Raw genomic sequence first — 20,930 nt, forward strand, 5'->3', positions numbered from 1 at the left:
CGCCGGGCGTCAGGCGATCACGTCGCGCGCTTTCAAGGCATCCAGGCGCTCGGCCGGCAGGCCGAGTTCGTCCTTGAGTACCGTCCAGGTATCACGACCCAATGCCGGTGGCATATGGCGCACCGGCAGCCGTTCGCCGTCGAGGCGGTAGGGCGGGGCGAGCACGGCCGGTGCACCGGCATTGTCCCCATCCTCCACCAGCATGCCGGCCTGGCCGGCCCGCTCCGAGCGCAGGGCGCGGTTGAGACCGAGCACTTCGCCGCAGGGGATGCCGTTCGCCGCCAGTTTGGCGAGCAGTTCGGCGCGCGGGCGGGCGCGCAACTCAGCCTCGATGAGCGGCAGCAATTCCGATCGGTGGATTGTGCGCTGGAGGTTGGTGGCGTAGCGCGGGTTCTCGGCAAGGTCGACCCGGTCGATCACCGCGCGGCAGAAGCGATCATACTGAGCATTGTTTCCGACGGTGAGGACGAGCGCGCCGTCCGCCGCGTCGAAGACGCCATAGGGCACGATCGAGGGATGTGCGTTGCCGTAGCGCGGTGGATCCTCACCGAGCGCCAGGGCCTCCAACCCGTAATAGGAGGTGACCGAGAGCCCGCAATCGAACAGTGCCATCTCGACATGCCTGCCCTTGCCGGTTCGTCCACGCTGGACGAGGGCCGCGAGCACGGCCTGGGCCGCATATTGGCCGGTGAAGAGATCGGCGATCGCGACGCCGAATTTCAGCGGAGGCTGGTCGTCATTGCCGTTCATGGCCATGAGGCCGGATTCGCCCTGGATGACGAGATCATAGCCGGGTCGTGCCGCTTCCGGTCCTGCGGAGCCGTAGCCGGCAATGGAGCAGTAGATCAGGCCGGGGTTCTCGGCGTTGAGCGCGGCATAGCCAAGGCCGAGCTTGTCGGCGCCGCCGGTCTTGAAATTCTGGATCAGCACATCGCTCTTGCGCGCGAGCTCGAGGACGATGGCGAGCCCGTCGGGCTGGCCGAGATCGATCCCGATCGAACGCTTGTTGCGGTTGACGCTGTTGAAATAGCAGGTGTTGCGCTCGCCGAGCCGCATGCCCCAGTCACGCGTATCGTCGCCGCGTTGGGGATGTTCGACCTTGATGACGTCGGCGCCGAGATCGGCCAGGACCTGGCCGCACCAGGGGCCGGCGAGGATGCGCGAGAGATCGAGCACGCGAATGCCGGTGAGGGGAAGGTCGGAAGCGATCACGGACCCATCACTCCTTCAAGGCTGGCTGCCAACCGGATCAGGCGCGGCCGGACGTCCTCGAGCAGGAAGGCGGGATCGAGGATGACGGTCGGTGCGCCGCAGTTGATCGTCATCGGGGGCAGGCCGCCACCGGGGCGGAAGGCCACGGCGATCGCGCTCACCGTCGGTTGCCAGTCGCCGAAGGAGCGGACGCAACCTGTCATGCGATACTCCTCGAGCGCTTGTTCGATGCCGTCGCGCAGGTCCGGCCACGCGACCTCATCGACGGAGCGGAAGTCGTCCATGATGCCCTGGCGCTCGGCTGCGTCGCAGGCCGCGAGATAGGCACGCCCCATGGCGCTGCGCGCCATCGAGATGCGCGACCCGGTATCGATGTTGAGCGCGATCGCGACCTCGCCCCGGCAGCACTCGATATAGCGCATGCTGAGCCGGTCACGGACGCCGAGGCCGACAGAAGCCCTGGCGAAATCAGCGAGGTCCTGCATGCCCGGCCGGGCGATCTGGCGGACATCGAGCCCGGCAAGCGCGGTTGCGCCGAGTGCGAGCAGCGCGGTGCCAAGCCGGTATGCCCCGCTATGGGGGACATGATGGAGATAGCCGAGCTTGGTCAGCGTATAGGTCAGCCGCGAAACGGTGGAGCGGGCCAGCCCGCAGCGTGCCGCGATTTCGGAGTTGGCGAGCGCATCCTCGTTGCGCTTGAAGCAGGCGAGAACATCGAGCCCGCGCGCCAGGGAGGTGACGAAATGCCGGTCCTCCTTCGGGCCGGCCGGTTCGCCGCGTTCGGGGGGGTCCGACAGCTGCGCTGCCATAGCCTCAACGTTTCATCAGGAATGCGGCGAAAGCGGCCTGCGCCTCGGCCGAGACCAGGCGTTCGCCGAAATGCCTGGCTTCGAGCGCGATCGTTTCGGCGACGGCGGCTGCATTGCCGCGCTTCAGCAGCATTTTTGTCAGGGCGACCGATTGCGGCGGCAGGGCGGCGAGCGCGCGTGCCTTGTCGAGAGCGGTCGAGAGCGCTTCGCCTTCCGCCACCACAGCATTGAGGAGGCCCGCTTCGGCGGCCGTCTCCGGGGGAAAGGCCTCACCCAGCATCAGCAGTTCCGCGGCGCGTTTGCTGCCGGCGACCATCGGGAGGAGATGGCTCGATCCACCTTCGGGGCAGAGCCCGAGCGTGACGAAGGGCAGGCGGAAGCTGGCGCTGCGTCCGGCGAAGGCAAGGTCGCAATGCAACAGCATGGTGGTGCCGATGCCGACGGCGAAGCCCTCGACGGCAGCGATGATCGGCTTCTTGGCTGTCGAGATCGTCGTCAGAAAATCGATGGCGATGCGCGGACCGTCGCCGGAGGCGGCGGCGAAATCCTTGATGTCGTTGCCGCTGGTGAAGCACCCGGCCGCCCCGGTGATCACCAGCGCGCGAACAGTCTCATCGGCTTCGCCGGCTGCGATGGCCGCGATCAATCCACCATAGGTCGCACGGTCCAGCGCGTTGCGCCGATCAGGCCGGTTGATGGTGATCTGCAGGACGCCAGGAGAGGGGCTTTGAGTCAGAACGGTCTCGGTCATTCCTTGCCTGTCCTTCTCGATCGTCACGCGATCCCAGCAGTGCTGTTCCACCTGTCGAAAGGCCGCACGGCGATGCTGGATTCGCAGTAGCGATCCGCCTAGCGTCAATGGCTGCAAGGCATGGCATGCGGCTTCCGCGGTGGTCAAGCTGCGGGCACCCATTCCGCAATGCAGTTTTCGTTTTGGCGCTCGATCGACGTTGATCTGTAAATTCTTGACAAGGAACGCCGCGTCATCTCTCTAATCCGAGAGCTGCAGTACCTAATTCTGCAATGCAGAATGAAATCGTGAGGAACATGCCCATGGAGACCGTCCGGCTCTCGCAGAGCGGCTCGGTGGCGATCGCGACCATCGACAATCCTCCGGTGAATGCCCTGAGCGCCAGCCTGCGGGCCGCTCTCGTCGATGCGCTTGCGCGCGCGGCCGCCGATCCGGCGGTCGCTTCTGTCGTGATCGCCGCCGCAGGGAGGGCTTTCATCGCCGGCGCCGATATCAGCGAGTTCGGCAGGCCACCGGTCGAACCGACCTTGCCCGATGTGCTTGCGATCATCGAAGGCTCCGCGAAGCCGGTGGTGGCTGCCATCCAGGGCGTCGCATTGGGCGGCGGCCTGGAGCTCGCACTCGCCTGCCATGGCCGTGTGGCTGCTCCAGCCGCAAAGCTCGGCCTACCAGAGATCAAGCTCGGCATCATTCCAGGTGCCGGCGGCACACAACGCCTGCCGCGCGTGATCGGTGCGGCGAAGGCCTTTCCGATGATGCTGGGCGGAGAGCCGATCTCTGCGGAGAAGGCCGCCGCACTCGGCCTCGTCGACCGGGTCGTCGAGGGCGACCTCGTTGCTGCAGCCGTCGCGCTGGCGCAGGAACTCGCGGCCAAGGGGGCTCCCGTGAAGACCGGTGAGCGCGCGGACAGGCTCACATCATCCGACCGCGAGGCGTTCGAGGCTTTGGCCAGGGACGCGACAGCCAGGTCCGGCGACATGCCGAATGCGCTGGCGCTGATCGAGGCGGTGCGTGGCGTCTTCTCCTTGCCATTCGGCGAGGGACTTGCTGCCGAGCGCGCGCTGTTCCTCAAGCTGGTCGTCGATGATCGCTCCAAGGCCCTGCGCTACGCTTTCTTTGCCGAGCGCGAGGCGGCCAAGGTCCCGGGCATCGACGAGGGCAAGGGGACGCGGCAGATCCGGCAGGCGGCCGTCATTGGCGCTGGCACGATGGGCGGCGGGATCGCGATGTGTTTCGCCAATGCCGGCATCCCGGTGACAGTGATCGAGACGACGCAGGAGCAGCTCGACAAGGGCTATGCCCGCATCCGCGACACCTACGGCTTCTCGGTCAAGCGTGGTTCGCTGACGGAGGCGGCGCGTGATCAACGCATGGCGCTGATTGCGCCGAAGCTCGGGCTCGAAGCTGCGGCCGAGGCGGATATCGTGATCGAAGCGGCCTTCGAGGAGATGGGCGTCAAGCAGGAGATCTTCGGCGCGCTCGATGGGATTGCGAAGCAAGGCGCAATCCTGGCCTCGAACACCTCCTATCTCGACCTCGCGACCATCGCCATGGCGACGAAGCGGCCGCAGGATGTGATCGGGATGCACTTCTTCAGCCCGGCCAATGTCATGAAGCTGCTCGAGATCGTGCGGCCGGCCGGCGTTGCGGATGATGCGGTCGCCACTGCGATTTCGCTCGGACGCAGGCTCGGCAAGGTGCCGGTCGTGGTCGGGAACTGCTTCGGCTTCGTTGGCAACCGCATGCTGGAACAGCGCACGCGGGCAGCCGAACGGCTGCTGATCGCCGGTGCGCTGCCACATGAGGTGGATGCGGCGCTAACCGGCTTCGGCTTCAAGATGGGCCCCTTCGCGATGTCGGATCTCGCGGGCAACGATATCGGCTGGCGCACGCGCAAGTCGCGCGGCAAGACCGCCGCGGTCGCGGATGCGATCTGCGAACGCGGCTGGTTTGGTCAGAAGACCGGGCGTGGCTACTATCTCTATCCGGAGGGCGCGCGCGCCGGGCAGCGCGATCCGGAGGTCGAGGCGCTGATCGCGCAGGTTTCCAGGGAGCAGGGCGTCGAGCGCCGGGCGATGAAACCCGACGAAATCCTGGCGCGCCTGCTCGACCCGATGGTCAATGAGGGTGCGAAGATCCTCGCGGAGGGGATTGCTGCGCGGCCGGGCGATATCGATACGATCTGGATCAACGGTTATAACTGGCCGGCCTGGCGCGGTGGGCCGATGCACTGGGCTGACTCCGTCGGGCTCGATGTCATCGTCAGGCGGCTGGAAGCCCTCGCCGCGGAAAGCGGCGATGCCGCGCTCGCGCCAGCGCCGTTGCTGCGCAAGCTCGCGGCCGAGGGCAAGGGCTTCGCGGGCCTGAAGGCCAGGGCGGCGTGAGCCAGGCTCCGCGCCCGATCTGGCAGGAGCGCTTTCCGCAGGCCTGCGACTGGGACGCGGCAGTGGAAACCGGGACCGTGTCGGACCTGCTCGTGCCGGCCGTCGCGGCGCGCCCGGACGCGGTGGCCATCGCGTTCCGCGAGAGTGGGCTGAGCTATGGCGAACTCGACAGGCTGGCCACCCGGCTCGCGGCGGGGTTGATTGCCGATGGCGTCAGGCCAGGCGACCGCGTGGCGCTGTTCCTGCCCAATACGCCCTGGCATCCCGTCGCGTTCTTCGCGGTCGCGCGCTGCGGCGCGACCGTCGTGCATCTCAGCGCGCTCGATGCCTTGCGGGAGCTTGAACACAAGCTCGTGGCAACGCAGCCGGTCTGCCTGATCACCACGAACCTTCCAGGCTTCCTGCCGCAGGTGCAGGCGCTGCGTGCGGCGGGCTTCGTCGATCGCGTATTGGTCGGCGACGATGCGCGCTGGGGACCGGGGGAGGCCGAGCCGCAGGATCTGCCGCCTGGTGGCGGCTTCGTCTGGCTCGACGATCTGATGACGGCGCCTGACCCGGCGAACTGGCCGGTGCTTTCGCCCGAGGATGTGATGCTGCTGCAGTTCACCGGCGGCACGACAGGGGCGCCGAAGGCAGCGATGCTGACGCATGGCAATCTTGTCTCGGCGGTGAATATCTACCGGCTCTGGACGGATGGCGAACCGTTGGAAGCCGGAGCGCAGACCGCGATCGCGGTGCTGCCGCTGTTCCATATCTATGCGCTGACCACGATCCTGCTGCGCCATTTGCGGGACGGCAACCGCATCCTGCTGCGCCAGCGCTTCGATGTCGAAATCCTGATCGAGGATATCGCGGTCCGTCGGGCGACGATGTTCTCGGGCGTGCCGACGATGTGGTTTGCCCTGCTCAACCGCAAGGGCGTCGAGACGGTCGATTTTTCGTCGTTGCGCTCCTGCGTCTCCGGCGGGGCGCCTCTGCCCTTCGAGGTCCAGACCCGACTCGAAGGCATATTGGGTGTCAGGCTGAACAATGGCTGGGGCATGACCGAGACCGCGCCCGCCGGCTCGCGCCTGCCGAGGCAGGCGAAGCCTCGGCCTGGGGTGATCGGCGTACCGCTGCCAGGCCTCGAAATGAAGATCGTGTCGCTCGATGCCGGGCGTGCCGATTGTCCGCCCGATGAAATCGGCGAGATCGCCATTCGCGGCCCCAATGTCTTCAAGGGGTACTGGAACGAGGCGGAGGCCACGCGCGATGCCTTCCACGAGGGCTGGTTCCTGACCGGGGATCTCGGCCGGATGGACGCAGACGGGCTGTTCCAGATCGTCGACCGGCGCAAGAACATGATCATTTCGAGCGGCTTCAACGTCTATCCGGTGGCGATCGAGAATGCGATCTACGAGCATCCGGCGGTGCAGGAAGTGCTCGTCATCGGCATCGACGACGATTATCGCGGTCAGGCGGCGAAGGCCTTTGTCGTGCTCAAAGCCGGCATGCCTGCCTTTACGCTCGACGAATTGCTGCACTTCCTCAAGGATCGCCTCGGCCGCCACGAGATGCCGCGCGCGCTGGAATTTCGCGACAGCCTGCCGCGCAGCGCCGCCGGGAAGCTGCTGGCGAAGGTGTTGATTGCCGAAGAACAAGAGAAGCGGGCCAAGCCCGCCTCACCCGAATCCGCTGCATAGGACCTGAGAAAATCCATGACCGAAGCCGTCATCGTCTCCACCGCCCGCACGCCGATCGGCAAGGCCTATCGCGGTGCCTTCAACCAGACCCGCGGCGCGGATCTTGCGGCACACGCCATCAAGGCGGCCTATGAGAAGGCGGGAGTAGAGCCGGCGGCGATCGAGGAGATCGTGCTCGGCTGCGGCTATCCGGAGGCTGCGACCGGCGGCAATGTCGCCCGTCATGCCGCGCTGGTCGCCGGCATCCCGGTCGCTTCTGCGGGGGTCACCGTCAGCCGTTTCTGCGCCTCGGGCCTGGAGGCTATCGCGCATGCGGCGCGGCGCATCGTCATGGACGGCGTGCCGGTCGCGATCGGCGGAGGCGTCGAGTCGATCAGCCTGGTGCAGCCGGTGGTGCGGCGCGACCTCACCCAGAACGACTGGCTGATGCAGCACAAGCCCGAGATCTACACGACGATGATCGAGACCGCCGACAATGTCGCCGAGCGCTATGGCATCTCGCGCGAGGCGCAGGATCTGTTCTCGCTGGAAAGCCAGCGCCGCACCGCCGCGGCCCAGCAGCGCCGGCTGTTCGACGACGAGATCGTGCCGATGAGCGCAGTGATGTCGGTCACCGACAAGGCGAGCGGCGAAACGCGGAACGAGCCGGTCACGCTCGCCAAGGACGAGGGCAACCGGCCGGAGACCACGCTGGAGGGGCTCGCGAAGCTGAAGCCGGTGCGCGGCGAGGATAAGTTCATCACCGCCGGCAATGCCAGCCAGCTCTCGGACGGTGCGGCTGCGAGCGTCGTGATGTCGGCGAAGGAGGCTGCGCGGCGGGGTCTGTCGCCGCTCGGCATCTTCCGTGGCTTCGCCTCGGCCGGCTGCGAGCCGGATGAGATGGGCATCGGCCCGGTCTTCGCCGTGCCGCGCCTGCTCGAGCGCAATGGTCTGAAGGTTTCGGATATCGATCTCTGGGAGCTCAACGAGGCCTTTGCCTCCCAGTCGATTTATTGCCGCGACACGCTCGGCATCGATCCCGACAAGGTCAACGTCAATGGCGGCGCGATCTCGGTCGGCCATCCCTTCGGGATGAGCGGGGCGCGACTGGTTGGCCATGCATTGCTGGAAGGGCGCCGCCGCAAGGCGCGCTATGCCGTTGTCACCATGTGCGTCGCCGGCGGCATGGGCTGTGCGGGACTGTTCGAGATCAATCAGGGCTAGCCATCATGGACCTGCGCTTCACGCCCGAGGAAATCGCCTTCCGCGACGAGGTGAGGCAGTTCTTCCGCACCGAGATCCCGGCTTTGATCCGCAGGAAGGTCTCCGAAGGCCTCGGGCTGGCGCGGGAGGATTATGTCACCTCGCAGCGGGTCATGAACGCGCGCGGCTGGGCCGTACCGCATTGGCCCAGGGAATGGGGCGGGCAGGATTGGAGCCCGATCCAGCGCTATATCTTCACCGAGGAGATGCTGCTCGCCGCCGTGCCGCTGCCGCAGCAGTTCAACTGCTACATGGTCGGGCCGGTGATTGCGGCCTTCGGCTCCCAGAGCCAGAAGGAGAAGCACCTCGCGCGTATCGCCAATCTCGACGAATGGTGGTGCCAGGGCTTTTCCGAGCCCGGCGCGGGTTCGGACCTTGCCTCGCTGAAGACGCGGGCTGTCCGCGATGGTGATCATTACATCGTCAACGGCCAGAAGACCTGGACCACACTCGGGCAGCACGCAGACTGGATCTTCTGCCTCGTGCGCACCGACCCCGCGGCGAAGAAGCAGGCCGGGATCTCTTTCATCCTGATCGACATGAAGACGCCCGGCATCACACTGCGCCCGATCATCACGCTCGAGGGCCGGCACGAGGTCAACGAGGTCTTCTTCGACGATGTCCGCGTTCCCGTCGAGAACCTTGTCGGCGAGGAGAACAGAGGCTGGGACTATGCCAAGTTCCTGCTTGCCAACGAGCGTGTCGGCATCGCCCGGATCGGGCTCTCCAAGGAACGTCTTGCCCGGATCAAGCGGCTGGCGAAGGAGATGCCGGCCGGCGACGGCGTGCTGTGGGATGACGCCGATTTCCGCGAACGGTTTGCGCTGGTCGAGATCGAACTGAAGGCGCTGGAAATCACCCAGATGCGGGTGGTCGCAGCACAGGGCAGGCGGGATCCCAACAAACCCGATCCTGCCTCCTCGATCCTCAAGATCAAGGGCTCGCAATTGCAGCAGGCGACGACGGAACTGCTGCTGGAGGTGGCCGGGCCATTCGCGCTTACCGCGCCGCTACGGACGGGCGACCTCACCAATGACTGGCCCTTCGAGCATGACTGGGCCGATGCGGCTGCAGCGAGCTATTTCAACAACCGCAAGGTCTCGATCTATGGCGGCTCGAACGAAATCCAGAAGAACATCATCGCCAAGGCGGTGCTGGGGCTTTGACGACGAGGCTTGGCGCCCTGCCGCGTCCTGACCGAGCCTGTCCCGGCCATCCCCGTCTTCCCTTCACGCGCGTCGCAGGACGCAAGCGCTCGCCAAAAGGGCGAGCATGATGCGGGGGCCAAAGCCCCGCCAGGCTGGATGAAACCCGATGGATTTCGATCTCTCCTCCGAACAAGGCCAGCTCAAGGACAGTGTCGAGCGGCTGATCGGCGCCAGCTATGGCTCCCTCGAAGCGCGGCAGGCCTTGGCGAAGGAGCCGCTCGGCTTCTCCGAGAAGGGGTGGGCGCTGTTCGCAGAGCTGGGCCTCACCGGCATTCCGTTTTCTGAGGAGGAGGGCGGTTTCGGCGGCGGCCCTGTCGAGACCATGGTGGTGATGGAGGCGCTGGGCAGGGGACTGGCGCTGGAACCCTATCTTGCGAGCATTGTGCTGGGTGGCGGCGCCGTCCGGTTCGGCGGTTCGGCTGAACAGAAGGCGCGGATCATTCCGGGCATCGTTGATGGCACCTTGCGTCTGGCACTGGCCTTCACCGAGACGCAGTCACGCTACGATCTGCACGATGTGGCGACGAGCGCGCGGCGAACGGAGACAGGGTTCGTGCTCGATGGCGCCAAGAGCGTCGTGATCAATGGGGACAGCGCGCACCGGATCGTGGTGAGCGCCAGGACAGATGGTGGGCGGCGCGACCGGAACGGTATCAGCCTCTTCCTCGTCGATGCGGCGGCGCCCGGCGTGAGAACCCTAGGCTACTCCACACAGGATGGCGGACGCGCTGCGGAGATCGCCTTCTCGGGCGTCGTGCTCGGCGAGGATGCCCTGCTGGGATCGCTCAGTGCGGGGCTGCCGATCCTCGAGTGTGTTGCTGACCACGCCATTGCTGCGCTCGCCGCCGAGGCTGTTGGCATCATGGATGCGCTGCACGGCCTGACCGTCGACTATCTCAAGACGCGCCAGCAGTTCGGCGTCGCGATCGGCCAGTTCCAGGTTCTGCAGCATCGCGCCGTCGACATGCTGATGGCACTCGAGCAGGCCCGGTCGATGGCACTCTATGCCGCGATGATGGTCGACCATCGCGATGCGGGCGAGCGGAGCGCCGCGTTGTCGGCCGTCAAGGTCCAGATCAACCGCTCCTGCCGGCTGGTCGGGCAGGAGGCGGTGCAGCTCCATGGCGGCATCGGCATGACGATGGAATATCTCGGCGCGCATTATTTCAAGCGCCTGACCATGATCGAGAGCCTGTTCGGCGATACCCCCCATCATTTGCGGCGGGTCGGGCAGGCTGGCGGGCTGGTCGCGGCCTCCTGAGGCGACTTGCCGGACGCAAGACGCGCCTTGTCATCTTCGGGGCCGCGTCGTTGACTGGCCTGGACCAGCGCGTTTCCCGGAGGTGAGATCTTGAGTTCCGGCCTTGTCGCCCTGCTCGACGATATCGCGGCTCTGGCGAAGGTCGCCGCGGCCTCTCTCGATGATGCTGCAAGCCAGGCGGCGAAGGCGAGCGCGAAGGCGGCCGGCATCGTCATCGACGATACGGCGGTGACGCCGCGCTACGCTGTCGGATTCAGCGCGGACCGGGAGCTGCCGATCATCGGCCGGATCGCCCTGGGCTCGCTGAGGAACAAGCTGGTGTTCCTGCTGCCGGGCGCGCTTCTGCTCGCGCTGTTCGCCCCTCGGGCGATCACGCCGCTGCTGATGCTGGGCGGCCTCTATCTCTGCTTCGAGGGAGCCGAGAAGGTTCTGGAACTGGTCCGGTCTCATGACGCGGACGCTGCCGAAGGCGAGGGCGCCTCGGCGGGGATCGATGCCACGCAGCTCGAGAACCAGAAGATCGGCGGCGCAGTGAAGACCGACTTCATCCTCTCGGCGGAGATCATGGCGATCACGCTTGCGAGCGTGTCCGAATCCCCCTTCTGGACACAGGCGCTGGTGTTGGCCGTCGTTGGTATCGGGATGACTGCTTTCGTCTACGGTATCGTCGCGCTGATTGTGAAGGCGGACGATGCCGGCGTAGCGCTGGCACGCAACGACCGGCCCGTCACCAGCCTGCTTCACCTCGGGCGTGGCAAGCCGCCCGCTGACGCGGAGCCTAGTATCGCCGATCGTCTGCTGCGGCCTCTGTCCAGGGGATTTGGGCGAGGTCTGGTGGCGAGCATGCCGGTGCTGCTTTCCGTCCTCAGCGCAGTCGGCACCATCGCCATGCTCTGGGTCGGTGGCGGCATCCTGATCCACGGTTTCGAGAGCTATGGCTTCAGCGCGGTGGGGCATCTCATTCACGATGCTGCCGTGGCATCGGGCCGCCCTGTTCCCGGCCTGGGCGCGGTCGTCGAATGGGTGGTGACGGCGGCGCTGTCAGCGGTGGCCGGATTGATCGCGGGACTGGCAGCGATCGCCGGCGTGCATTTCGCTGTGGAGCCGGTGTTGAAGCTGTTCCGTAAGAGCGCGCCAAAGGCGGTGTAGTCCGCCCTCAGTCGAGCCAGGTGGTGAAGGTATCGACCGGCGCGCGCTCCGGCACGAGCCGGTTCGCAGCGGCGTCAGGGTCGGCATGGCCGATCGCGATGCCGCAGACGACGACCTCGCTCGCGGGGATCGCCAACGCATCGCGCACGACCGGATGGAAGCGGGCAAAAATCGCCTGTGGGCAGGTATCGAGGCCGTGCGCCTGGGCCGCGATCAGCAAATTCTGGATGAACATGCCGAGATCGAGCCAGGAGCCGATTTCGAGGTCGCGGTCGATCGTCACCATCAGCGCGACCGGCGCGCCGAAAAAGCGCAGGTTATAGGCCGTCTGCCGCTTCATGCCCTCATGGTCACCCCTGGTGACGCCGAGCAGGCCATAGAGGTCCCAGCCGACCTTGCGGCGGCGCGACTGATAAGGCTCGGTGAAGGTCTGCGGGTAGTAGCGATATTCCTCAGCCGGCTTGAAGTCGGGATCGTCCAGCGCAGCGAGCAACCCGGCTTCCAGCCGCGCACGGCTCTTGGGGCCGAGCACACGCGCCTTCCAGGGCTGCATATTGGTCCCGCTTGGCGCCTGTGCGGCGAGCTCGAGCAGGAGCCGCACCAGCGCGGGATCGACCGGATCCGACAGAAAGGCACGCACCGCGCGGCGGCTGCGGATGGCCTGTTCGACCATATCCGGTGCAAGCGCGGTGCGTTTGTTCATCCCCGCGCGGCCTCACGCGCCTTCAGGAAGGCGTGGTGCTCGGCGAGCAGGTCGCCGGCGAGCGCCTTGGCGATCAGGGCACGGGTGTTCTCGATGCCGTAGATCGCTGCGAAGGAGCCGAAGCGCGGGCCCTTGGGCTCACCGAGCAGGATCTCGTAGAGCGTGTTGAACCAGGCGAGCGAGACGCCGGCCGAGCCGTCCTTCTGCACGGTCTTGTAGGGATCGCGGCGGCCGATATCGTAGACCGCGTCCTGGATCGTACCGGCATCGGTGACGCCCGCAGCCGAGAGCTCGCCGAGCCTGGCCGAGAGATCCTCCAGGGCCTGCCGCTCCTCCAGCGTTGCCGGACGGTATTGCTTGGCTGGCTTCACGAAATCCTGGAAATAGCGGATCGCGTAGCCGACCAGCGCGTCGAGACGCGGATGGGTCGCAGGCGAGGCACCCGGCGCATAACGGCGCAGGAAGCCCCAGAGCACGTCCTTGTCCTCGGCATTGGCGACAGCGACGAGGTTCATCAGCAGCCCGAAAGTGACCTGCGTCTTGGCGGCGTTATCGCCTTCGCCCGAGGCGATCACCTCCGGCGCCGGCGGGTTGCCGTTATGGATATGCCAGACGGGATTGCCGAGCCGGTTCTTCCAGTCCTGCCGCTCGTAGCCGCCGAGGAACTGCAGATATTCGTCAGCCGCACGTGGGATCACGTCGAAATGCAGCTTCTTGGCCTCGCGCGGACGCGAGTACATGAACAGCGCCAGGCTCTCCTGCGAGCCATAGGAGAGCCATTGCTCGATGGTCAGGCCGTTGCCCTTCGACTTCGAGATCTTCTGGCCCTGCTCATCGAGGAAGAGCTCGTAGTTGAAGCCATCCGGCGGCGTCGCATCGAGGGCGCGCGTGATCGCCGACGAGACCTTGACGGAATCGATCAGGTCCTTGCCGGCCATCTCGTAGTCGATGCCGAGCGCGACCCAGCGCATCGCCCAATCCGGCTTCCATTGCAGCTTCGCATGGCCGCCGGTGACAGGGGTCTCGAAACGCTCGCCGCTCTCCGGGTCGGTCCAGGTAATGGTCCCCTTCTCGACATCGCGCGCCTCGATCGGCACCTGCATGACGATGCGGGTCCTGGGATGGATCGGCAGGAAGGGCGAATAGGTTGCGGCGCGCTCCTCGCGGAGCGTTGGCAGCATGATCTTCATCACCGCGTCGTAGCGCGCCAGCAGCTTCAGCAGGGTCGCGTCGAACTCGCCCGCCCGATAGCTGTCGGTCGAGGACTTGAACTCGTAATCGAAGCCGAACTGGTCGAGAAAGGCACGCAGGCGGGCGTTGTTGTGCCGGCCGAACGAGTCATGCGTACCGAAAGGATCGGGAACCTCGGTCAGCGGCCGTCCGAGATGCTTCGCCAGAAGCTCCTTGTTCGGGACGTTGTCCGGCACCTTGCGCAGGCCGTCGAGATCGTCGGAGAAGGCGATCAGCCGCGTCGGCACCGTGTCGTCGGTCAGGACGCGGAAGGCGTGGCGCACCATCGAGGTGCGCGCGACCTCGCCAAAGGTGCCGATATGCGGCAGACCCGACGGGCCGTATCCGGTCTCGAAGAGCACCTCCTTCTTGCCCGATTTCTCGATCCGGGCCACGAGCTTGCGTGCTTCCTCGAACGGCCAGGCGGCCGAACGCTGGGCGGCATCCACGAGCGTGGGATCGAAAGCGGACATTTGCGGCGGGTCCTCGTCTGTCTCTGGGTTTTCGGAAGCTCCGGCTTTGACAGATGAGAACGGGCGGCGTCAATCGGTGCCGGCTGTCCTGGGCCGTTGCCTGCCCTGCACCGCATTCATTGCCTGCCCGGGTCGCGTCCGGCTGAATTGCTCTTGCGGCGCATGCGTATAGGCTCCGCTCCGCGATTGGCTCTGTACCGGATACCTCATGGATCACGCTCTCCTCGAAACGCTCAAGACGTGGCGACGACATCTCCACGCCCATCCCGAACTCTCGCTGAAGGAAAGCGCGACCGCCGCCTTCGTTCAGGAGAAGCTGACCGAACTCGGCATTCCCTTCACAGCCGGCATTGGCGGCCACGGCGTCGTCGCGACGCTGAAGCGCGGCAACTCGGACCGCAGCGTCGGATTGCGGGCCGATATGGATGCCTTGCCGATTCTTGAGGCGAATGACCTGCCCTATGCCTCCACGAACAAGGGCGTGATGCACGCCTGCGGTCATGATGGCCATACGACCTCCCTGCTCGGAGCTGCCGCCCTGCTGGCGCGCGACGAAAGCTGGAGCGGGACGGTCCATCTGCTGTTCCAGCCTTCGGAGGAGAATGGTGCCGGTGCCCGGGCGATGATCGCCGACGGTCTGTTCGAACGCTTCCCGATGGAACGCGTCTTCGGTTTCCATAACTGGCCCGGCCTCGAAGCCGGCACCGTGGCGGTCCATCACGGGCCGGTCATGGCCGAACCCGGGCGGTTCCGGATCACCCTGCACGGCACGGCCGGCCATGCCGCCAAGCCCGACCTGACGCGCGATCCGATCGTTGCGATGAGTCATCTGATCGTGGCCCTGCAGACGATTGTCGCCCGCAATGTCGATCCGCTCGACAGCGCGGTCGTCTCGGTCGGCATGGTGCATGGCGGCCACGCGCCGAACCAGATCCCGTCCAGCGTCACCATCGACGGCACCTTCCGGACTTATCGGTCGGCGGTGCGCGATCGCGTGATCGGCAGCCTCAAGCGCATTGCCAACAGCACGGCCGAGGCCTTCGAGATGCACGCCGAGATCGAGATCATCACCGGCGGTCGCGCCACGGCGAATACCGAGCTGGAGGAAGAGATCTCGGTCGCAGCCGCGAGGCAGGCTGGTCTGACGGTTCGGCGCGACGTGCCGCCGAGCACCGCGAGCGAGGATTTCTGCCATTTCCTGGCGGACAGGCCGGGCGCCTATGTCTGGATCGGCAATGGGCCCGCGACCGACGGTGGCGAGCTCCACAACGAGCGCTACAATTTCAACGACGATATCCTGCCTGCCACCGCCGGCTGGATGGCGAGCGCGGCCCGGCTGGCGCTCGAGGGCGAGCTCTCCAATACGCGCCCTGCGCGATGAAACTGGAGGGAGGCGGGCGCACGCGCTCGCCTCTCTTCAGAACGGGCTGACCGGAAAGAACCGCAGATAGAGCCGGGCATAGGTGCCGTCGTCCCAGAGCGATTGGAGCGCATAGTCGATGGCGCGTATCAGGGTCGGGTCATCCTTGCGCATGAGGAAACTGACCCCTTCGCCGAAATAGCTGCTTTCCAAGAAGGGGCCGCCGCTGAAGGCGAGCTCCCCGCCGTTGCGACCGGCAAGGGTGAGTGCGAGCGCGACGCCGTCCCCGAAGACATATTCGACCTCGCCGCTGCGCAATGCGGCAATCGCCGCCGTCAGGCTGGGGGCTTCACGGCGCTGGGCGAAGGGCATCAGACGTTCGAGGAAGGCCTGATGCGCCGAGCCGCTGATGACGGCGATCCGCTTGCCCTGCAACTCACGGCTGTCGAGTTCCGGCTGAGCACTGCCGCGGGTCGTGACGAAGCGGGCAGGGGAGCGGAAATAGAGATGGCTGGCGCTGAAGCGGGTGCGGATCTGCGGCGTCACCGCCATCGCCGCCGCCAGGACGTCGCCGCGCCCTTCGGCGAGGGAATCGAGCAGCGTGTCGAAGCGGCGGGCCTGGACCGTGCAGGTCCACAGCATCTTCTCGCAGACCGCACGGGCGAGCTCGACCGAGAAACCGGTCAGCGTGCCGTCCGGTGCAGCGAAATGCAGCGGCGGATAGTCGTCGTCGGTCAGGAAGCGAACCACGCGCGGGGGGCCGGGCTCCGGCCGATCGAGCCTGATCTTGCCGTCCCAGAAATTGGGAACGGTCGCGGGAGATTGCGCCGCTGCTGTGCCGGCTGTCAGGAGGCCAAGGCAGAACGTGGAGGCAAGGAGGGCGAGCCGCTTCATGGCCGCATCTGGCGACAGGGGGCGAGCCTGATCAAGAGGTTTCGCTATTCGCATGTGGAACCTCGTCCCTTCGGGAGAGGGTTCCACATGCGCTGTTGCTTCCCGGACTTCGGCCTCAGGCCGCGAGCGCCGCCGCCGTTGCCTTCGCGCCCTTCGAGAACAGGCCATCAAGCTGCCGGGCGACAGCCTGGGTGAAGGCCGTCTCGCGCGGCAGATCGCTCCCGAATATGGCTTCGATGCCGAGAAGCCCGCTGCTCAGAGCCTGCGCATTCCGGCCCGCCTGCGTCGCGATGCGGGCGAATTCGCCCGCCAGCGGGTCGCGGACATCGATGACGGCGCCCGTCTCGTCCGTGCCGGTGACGTAACGCATCCAGGCCGCGACGCCGAGCGCAAGGTGATCGATCGGCGCGCCGGCCTTGAGCCGTTCGCGGATCGTGCCGAGCAGGCGCTGCGGCAGCTTCTGCGAGCCGTCCATGGCGATCTGCCAAGTCCGGTGGCGAATGGCAGGGTTGCGGAAGCGGGTGAGCAGGGCGCCGGCATAGTCGGAGAGATCGACGCCTTGCGGGGCGGGCACGGTCGGGATGATCTCGTTCCAGAGCCCCTGCAGGAAGCGGGCGAGCACGGGATCGCCGCTCGCTTCGGCCACGGTCTCGTGGCCGGAGAGATAGCCGAGATAGGCGAGGCTGGAATGGGCGCCGTTGAGCATGCGCAGCTTCATGAACTCGAAGGGCGCGACCTCGGAGACCATCTGCGCGCCGACCTCGTCCCAGGCGGGCCGGCCAAGGGCAAAGCGATCTTCGACCGCCCATTGCCGGAATGGCTCTCCGATCACCGGCGCGGCGTCCTCGACTCCAAGCAAGCCGGCGACCTCCGCGATATCCGCGTCGGTGGTGGCGGGCACGATGCGGTCGACCATCGTCGCCGGGAAGGCTCCATTCGCTTCGATCCAGGCGGCGAGCGTGTCGTCCTGCAGAGCCGCGAAATCGCGCACCAGGCCGCGGAGGACCTTGCCGTTATGCGGAAGGTTGTCGCAGCTCAGCGCAGTAAAGGGAGCGAGACCTTCGGCCTTTCGCAGCTTCAGGGCCGCGACGATCAGGCCAACGGCCGAGCGCGGGGCATCGGGATGTTCCAGATCGTGAAGAATGTCGGGGTGATCCTGCCGCAGCCGGCCGGTGGCCGGGTCGTGGCAATAGCCCTTTTCGGTCACGGTCAGCGAGACGATGCGCGTTTGTGCGGCGGCGAGACGTGTGACGAGAGCGGCGGGATTCTCGGGCGCGACAAGCACATCGAGCACGGAACCGATGATGCGCATCTCAGGGCCGTCGGGAGCCCGCTTCAGGAAGCTGTAGAGACCGTCCTGCGGCTTCAGCCTGTCGCGCTGGTCGGGGCGCTGCAGGCTGGCGCCGATGATGCCCCAGGCGCCGAAAGCGTGCTCGAGCGCATCATCCGTGTATTCGCAGAGATGGGCGCGGGCGAAGGCGCCGAGCCCGAGATGCACGATGCCGGGCTTCAGCCCCGCGCGCTCATAGGACGGGCGGCGGATGGTCTTGGGCAGGCCGCCAAGGGTTTGCAGCGACAGTCTGGTCAATGGAACACTCTTGGCAGCCAGAGGGAGATTGCAGGGACATAGGTCACCAGCAGGAGCACCGCAACGCTGGCGCCGTAGAAGGGCCAGATCGTTCGCATCGATTCCCCGATCGAGACGCGTCCGATGGCGCAGGCGACGAACTGCACCGAGCCGACCGGCGGCGTGTTCAGGCCGATACCGGCATTCAGGATCAGGATCACGCCGAAATGCACGGGGTCGACGCCAAAGGCCTTGACCACCGGCAGGAAGATCGGCGTGCAGATGATGATCATCGGCGCCATATCCATGAACGTGCCGAGCACGAGCAGGATGAGATTGATCATCAGCAGGATGACGAGCGGGTTGTCCGAGACCGCCTTCATCGCGCCGATCGTCGCCTGCGGCACCTGGAGGAAGGCCATCAGCCAGCCGAAGGCGCCGGCTGTCCCGATCACCAGCAGCACCATGGCCGTGGTGCGGACCGCGCCAAGGGTCGCTTCGACAAAGGCCGTCCAGGTGAGCTGGCGATAGACGAAGATGGTGACGAGGACGGCGTAGACGACCGCGACGCAGGAGGATTCCGTCGCGGTGAAGACGCCTGAGCGGACGCCGCCGAAGATGATGAAAATCAGCAGAATGCCGGGCAGTGCCAGCACCATGTAGCGGCCGACCGCAGCAAACCCCGGAAAAGCCTCGCGCGGGTAGCCCCGCCGCACCGCGACGGCCCAGGCCGCCACCATCAGCGCGCCGCAGAGCATCAAGCCGGGAATGATGCCGGCGGTAAACAGATCGGCGATCGAGATGTTTCCGCCGGCCGAGAGCGAATAGATGATCATGTTGTGCGAGGGCGGGATCAGCAATGCGATGATCGCCGCATTGGCCGTGACGTTGACGGCATAGTCCGCGTCGTAGCCGCGCTTGACCATTTGCGGGATCATCAGGCCGCCGACCGCGGACGCGTCCGCGACGGCCGAACCGGAAATGCCGCCGAACAGCGTGCAAGTGACGACGTTCACCTGCCCCAGCCCACCACGCAGATGACCGACGAGACTCGAGGCCATCTGGATCAGGCGCTCGGCGATGCCGCCGCGGATCATCAGGTCGCCGGCATAGATGAAGAACGGGATCGCCATCATGGCGAAGGCATTCATGCCGGAGTTCATCTGCTGGAAGACGACGACGGGCGGCAGGCCCATGTAGACGACGGTGGCGATCGATGACATGCCCAGGCAGAAGGCGACGGGCACCCCGATCAGGAGAAGCAGCGAGAATGTGCCGAAGAGGATCCAGAGTTCCATAGCTCAGACTTCCTGTGCGCTGCCGAAATGCGCGAAGCCGAGTGGGGTCGGTTTCGCCTTCGTGAGAAAGAGCATGAGCTTTTCGAGCGAGAAGAGGGCGATCAGCGCGCCACCGACCGCGATCGGGACATAGTCCCAGCCGCGCGAGATCCCGATGATCGGCAGGCGGTCGCTCCAGGTCCCGATGGCGAGTTGCGCGCCATAGACCAACATGGCGAGGCCGAAGAGAATGACCAGGAGCTCGGTCAGGATGATCAGCGCGTTGCGCAGCGGCGGCGGCGACATGGCGAGGCCAACCTCGAAGCCGAGATGATCGCTCTCGCGTACGCCGACCGCGGCTCCGAGCAGGATGAACCAGGACATCAGGAAGAGCGCGCTGGCTTCAACCCAGATCGGGGTGTCGTTCAGCACGTATCGGCCGAAGACGCCCCATGCGACGATCACGGTCATGGCGACGAGACCTGCTCCGGCGATGAACAGGGCTGCCAGGCAGAGCCTGGCGCCCAACCGGGTCAGGATTTGTGCAAGGAGAAGCATTCAGACGCTCCGGCGCCATGTGAGGCGCGTTCTCCCGGGTGATGCCGGCCTGTTCCGGTTTCGCAGGCTGCAAGGCCCGATGCGAAGCCGGATCGTCAGTGCCGCTCCACCCGGGGAGGCCGGGAAGGGGACGTAAAGGACTGGGCGCAGCCGAAGGGGGCCGCGCCAGCCTTCACTTCACCGCCTGAATGGCGGCGACCATGTCCTTGAGCTTCGGATCGGTGACGAACTTGTCGTAGACCGGCTTCATCGCATCGATGAAGGGCTGCTTCTCGACCGCGTTGACCTGAGCGCCGCCGCTCTTGACCTTGGCTTCCGACTCCTTCTCGCGCGCATCCCAGAGCTCGCGCATCTTGGCGACGGATTCCTTGGCTGCGGTCTTGATCAGCGCCTGGTCCGCCGCGTTGAACTTGTCGAAGCTGCGCTTCGACATCACCAGCACCTCCGGCGAGAGCGAGTGCTCGGTGGTTGAATAGAACTTCGAGACCTCGAAATGGCGGGTCGACTCGTAGGACGGCCAGTTGTTCTCTGCGCCATCGATGACGCCGGTCTGCAGCGCCGAATAGACTTCGCCGAACGGCATCGGGGTGGCATTGGCGCCGAGCGCTGAGACCAGAGCCACGAACATGTCGGACTGCTGGACGCGAATCTTCATGCCCTTCATGTCGGCTGGCGAGCCGATCGGGCGCTTGCCGTTGTAGAAAGAACGCGAGCCGGAATCGTAGAAGGCGAGGCCGATCAGGTCGTGCTTTTCAAACTCTTTGAGCAGGTTGTCGCCGATCGGCCCATCCATGACCTTCCGCATGTGATCGACCGAGCGGAAGATGAAGGGCAGCGAGGGGACGTTGGTCGCCGGGATCAGGTTATTGAACGGCGCCATGTTGATGCGGTTCAGGTCGATGACACCGAAGCGCGTCTGATCGATCGTGTCCTTCTCCTGGCCGAGCTGGGCGGAGTGGAAGACGTTGATCTTGATGCGTCCATTGGTCCGCTGATCGAGCAGCTTGCCCATGTATTTGACCGCTTCGATGGTCGGATATCCGTCAGGATGGATGTCGGTGGAGCGCAGGGTGACGTTCTGCGCCTGAGCCGCACTGGTGGTGACCGTAATGAGAGCCGCGCCGACGAGCGCGGAGACTGTCCGTCTGGTAAGCATGTTCAGGTTCCTCC

General features: G+C 65.9%; 17 protein-coding genes. 7 read left to right on the forward strand and 10 right to left on the reverse strand.

Features of this window, described 5'->3' with window-relative positions; genetic code table 11:
* Positions 1-9: 9 nt before the first annotated feature.
* The 3 genes from BIWAKO_RS14300 to BIWAKO_RS14310 are packed head-to-tail and all read right to left on the reverse strand — an operon-like array spanning position 10 to position 2,772.
* Complete coding sequence (locus BIWAKO_RS14300; RefSeq protein WP_069879228.1) at positions 10-1,212, reverse strand: CaiB/BaiF CoA transferase family protein; 1,203 nt, start codon at positions 1,210-1,212, stop codon at positions 10-12.
* Positions 1,209-2,021, reverse strand: coding sequence for an IclR family transcriptional regulator (locus BIWAKO_RS14305; protein WP_069879229.1), 813 nt, complete (start codon positions 2,019-2,021; stop codon positions 1,209-1,211). The genes BIWAKO_RS14300 and BIWAKO_RS14305 overlap by 4 nt, the downstream gene beginning before the upstream one ends.
* A gap of 4 nt (positions 2,022-2,025) precedes the next feature.
* Positions 2,026-2,772, reverse strand: a complete 747-nt coding sequence (locus BIWAKO_RS14310; RefSeq protein ID WP_069882488.1) for an enoyl-CoA hydratase-related protein — start codon at positions 2,770-2,772, stop codon at positions 2,026-2,028.
* Positions 2,773-3,068: 296 nt separating this feature from the next.
* Here BIWAKO_RS14310 and BIWAKO_RS14315 point away from each other — a divergent pair, with 296 nt between their 5' ends.
* The 6 genes from BIWAKO_RS14315 to BIWAKO_RS14340 all read left to right on the forward strand — a co-directional run bounded on the left by BIWAKO_RS14315 (position 3,069) and on the right by BIWAKO_RS14340 (position 11,698).
* Entirely contained in the window at positions 3,069-5,156 is a 2,088-nt protein-coding gene (locus BIWAKO_RS14315) for a 3-hydroxyacyl-CoA dehydrogenase NAD-binding domain-containing protein (RefSeq protein ID WP_465247377.1), read from the forward strand.
* Positions 5,153-6,838: an AMP-binding protein gene (locus BIWAKO_RS14320; RefSeq protein ID WP_084651392.1), complete on the forward strand. Its 1,686-nt coding sequence runs from the start codon at positions 5,153-5,155 to the stop codon at positions 6,836-6,838. The genes BIWAKO_RS14315 and BIWAKO_RS14320 overlap by 4 nt, the downstream gene beginning before the upstream one ends.
* Positions 6,839-6,853: 15 nt before the next feature.
* Positions 6,854-8,041, forward strand: a complete 1,188-nt coding sequence (locus BIWAKO_RS14325; RefSeq protein ID WP_069879230.1) for an acetyl-CoA C-acyltransferase — start codon at positions 6,854-6,856, stop codon at positions 8,039-8,041.
* A 5-nt stretch (positions 8,042-8,046) separates the two neighbouring features.
* Entirely contained in the window at positions 8,047-9,246 is a 1,200-nt protein-coding gene (locus BIWAKO_RS14330; RefSeq protein WP_069879231.1) for an acyl-CoA dehydrogenase family protein, read from the forward strand.
* A gap of 148 nt (positions 9,247-9,394) precedes the next feature.
* Positions 9,395-10,549, forward strand: coding sequence for an acyl-CoA dehydrogenase family protein (locus BIWAKO_RS14335; protein WP_069879232.1), 1,155 nt, complete (start codon positions 9,395-9,397; stop codon positions 10,547-10,549).
* 90 nt (positions 10,550-10,639) lie between these two features.
* Positions 10,640-11,698, forward strand: a complete 1,059-nt coding sequence (locus BIWAKO_RS14340; RefSeq protein WP_069879233.1) for a DUF808 domain-containing protein — start codon at positions 10,640-10,642, stop codon at positions 11,696-11,698.
* A gap of 7 nt (positions 11,699-11,705) precedes the next feature.
* On the opposite strand, the gene BIWAKO_RS14345 is transcribed toward BIWAKO_RS14340, so the two are convergent.
* A complete protein-coding gene (locus tag BIWAKO_RS14345; protein ID WP_069879234.1) occupies positions 11,706-12,401 on the reverse strand; it encodes a nitroreductase in 696 nt (231 codons plus the stop codon).
* Entirely contained in the window at positions 12,398-14,104 is a 1,707-nt protein-coding gene (locus tag BIWAKO_RS14350) for a lysine--tRNA ligase (protein ID WP_069879235.1), read from the reverse strand. Before BIWAKO_RS14350 ends, BIWAKO_RS14345 begins: the two co-directional genes overlap by 4 nt.
* Before the next feature lie 208 nt (positions 14,105-14,312).
* Between BIWAKO_RS14350 and BIWAKO_RS14355 the strand changes: the two genes are divergently transcribed.
* Complete coding sequence (locus BIWAKO_RS14355) at positions 14,313-15,485, forward strand: amidohydrolase (RefSeq protein WP_069879236.1); 1,173 nt, start codon at positions 14,313-14,315, stop codon at positions 15,483-15,485.
* 36 nt (positions 15,486-15,521) lie between these two features.
* On the opposite strand, the gene BIWAKO_RS14360 is transcribed toward BIWAKO_RS14355, so the two are convergent.
* From BIWAKO_RS14360 to BIWAKO_RS14380, 5 genes are all read right to left on the reverse strand, one after another.
* Positions 15,522-16,358 carry a transporter substrate-binding domain-containing protein gene (locus tag BIWAKO_RS14360; protein WP_069879237.1) on the reverse strand — a complete coding sequence of 279 codons (837 nt, stop codon included), beginning with the start codon at positions 16,356-16,358 and terminating at the stop codon, positions 15,522-15,524.
* 115 nt (positions 16,359-16,473) lie between these two features.
* Entirely contained in the window at positions 16,474-17,946 is a 1,473-nt protein-coding gene (locus BIWAKO_RS14365; protein ID WP_069879238.1) for a mannitol dehydrogenase family protein, read from the reverse strand.
* Positions 17,943-19,223: a TRAP transporter large permease gene (locus tag BIWAKO_RS14370; RefSeq protein WP_069879239.1), complete on the reverse strand. Its 1,281-nt coding sequence runs from the start codon at positions 19,221-19,223 to the stop codon at positions 17,943-17,945. Before BIWAKO_RS14370 ends, BIWAKO_RS14365 begins: the two co-directional genes overlap by 4 nt.
* A gap of 3 nt (positions 19,224-19,226) precedes the next feature.
* Entirely contained in the window at positions 19,227-19,760 is a 534-nt protein-coding gene (locus tag BIWAKO_RS14375; protein ID WP_069879240.1) for a TRAP transporter small permease, read from the reverse strand.
* Between the two features lie 172 nt (positions 19,761-19,932).
* On the reverse strand, positions 19,933-20,916 hold the full coding sequence (locus tag BIWAKO_RS14380) for a TRAP transporter substrate-binding protein (protein ID WP_069882491.1): 984 nt from the start codon (positions 20,914-20,916) through the stop codon (positions 19,933-19,935).
* Positions 20,917-20,930 lie beyond the last annotated feature (14 nt).

The organism is Bosea sp. BIWAKO-01, assembly GCF_001748145.1.
Classification (GTDB): domain Bacteria; phylum Pseudomonadota; class Alphaproteobacteria; order Rhizobiales; family Beijerinckiaceae; genus Allobosea.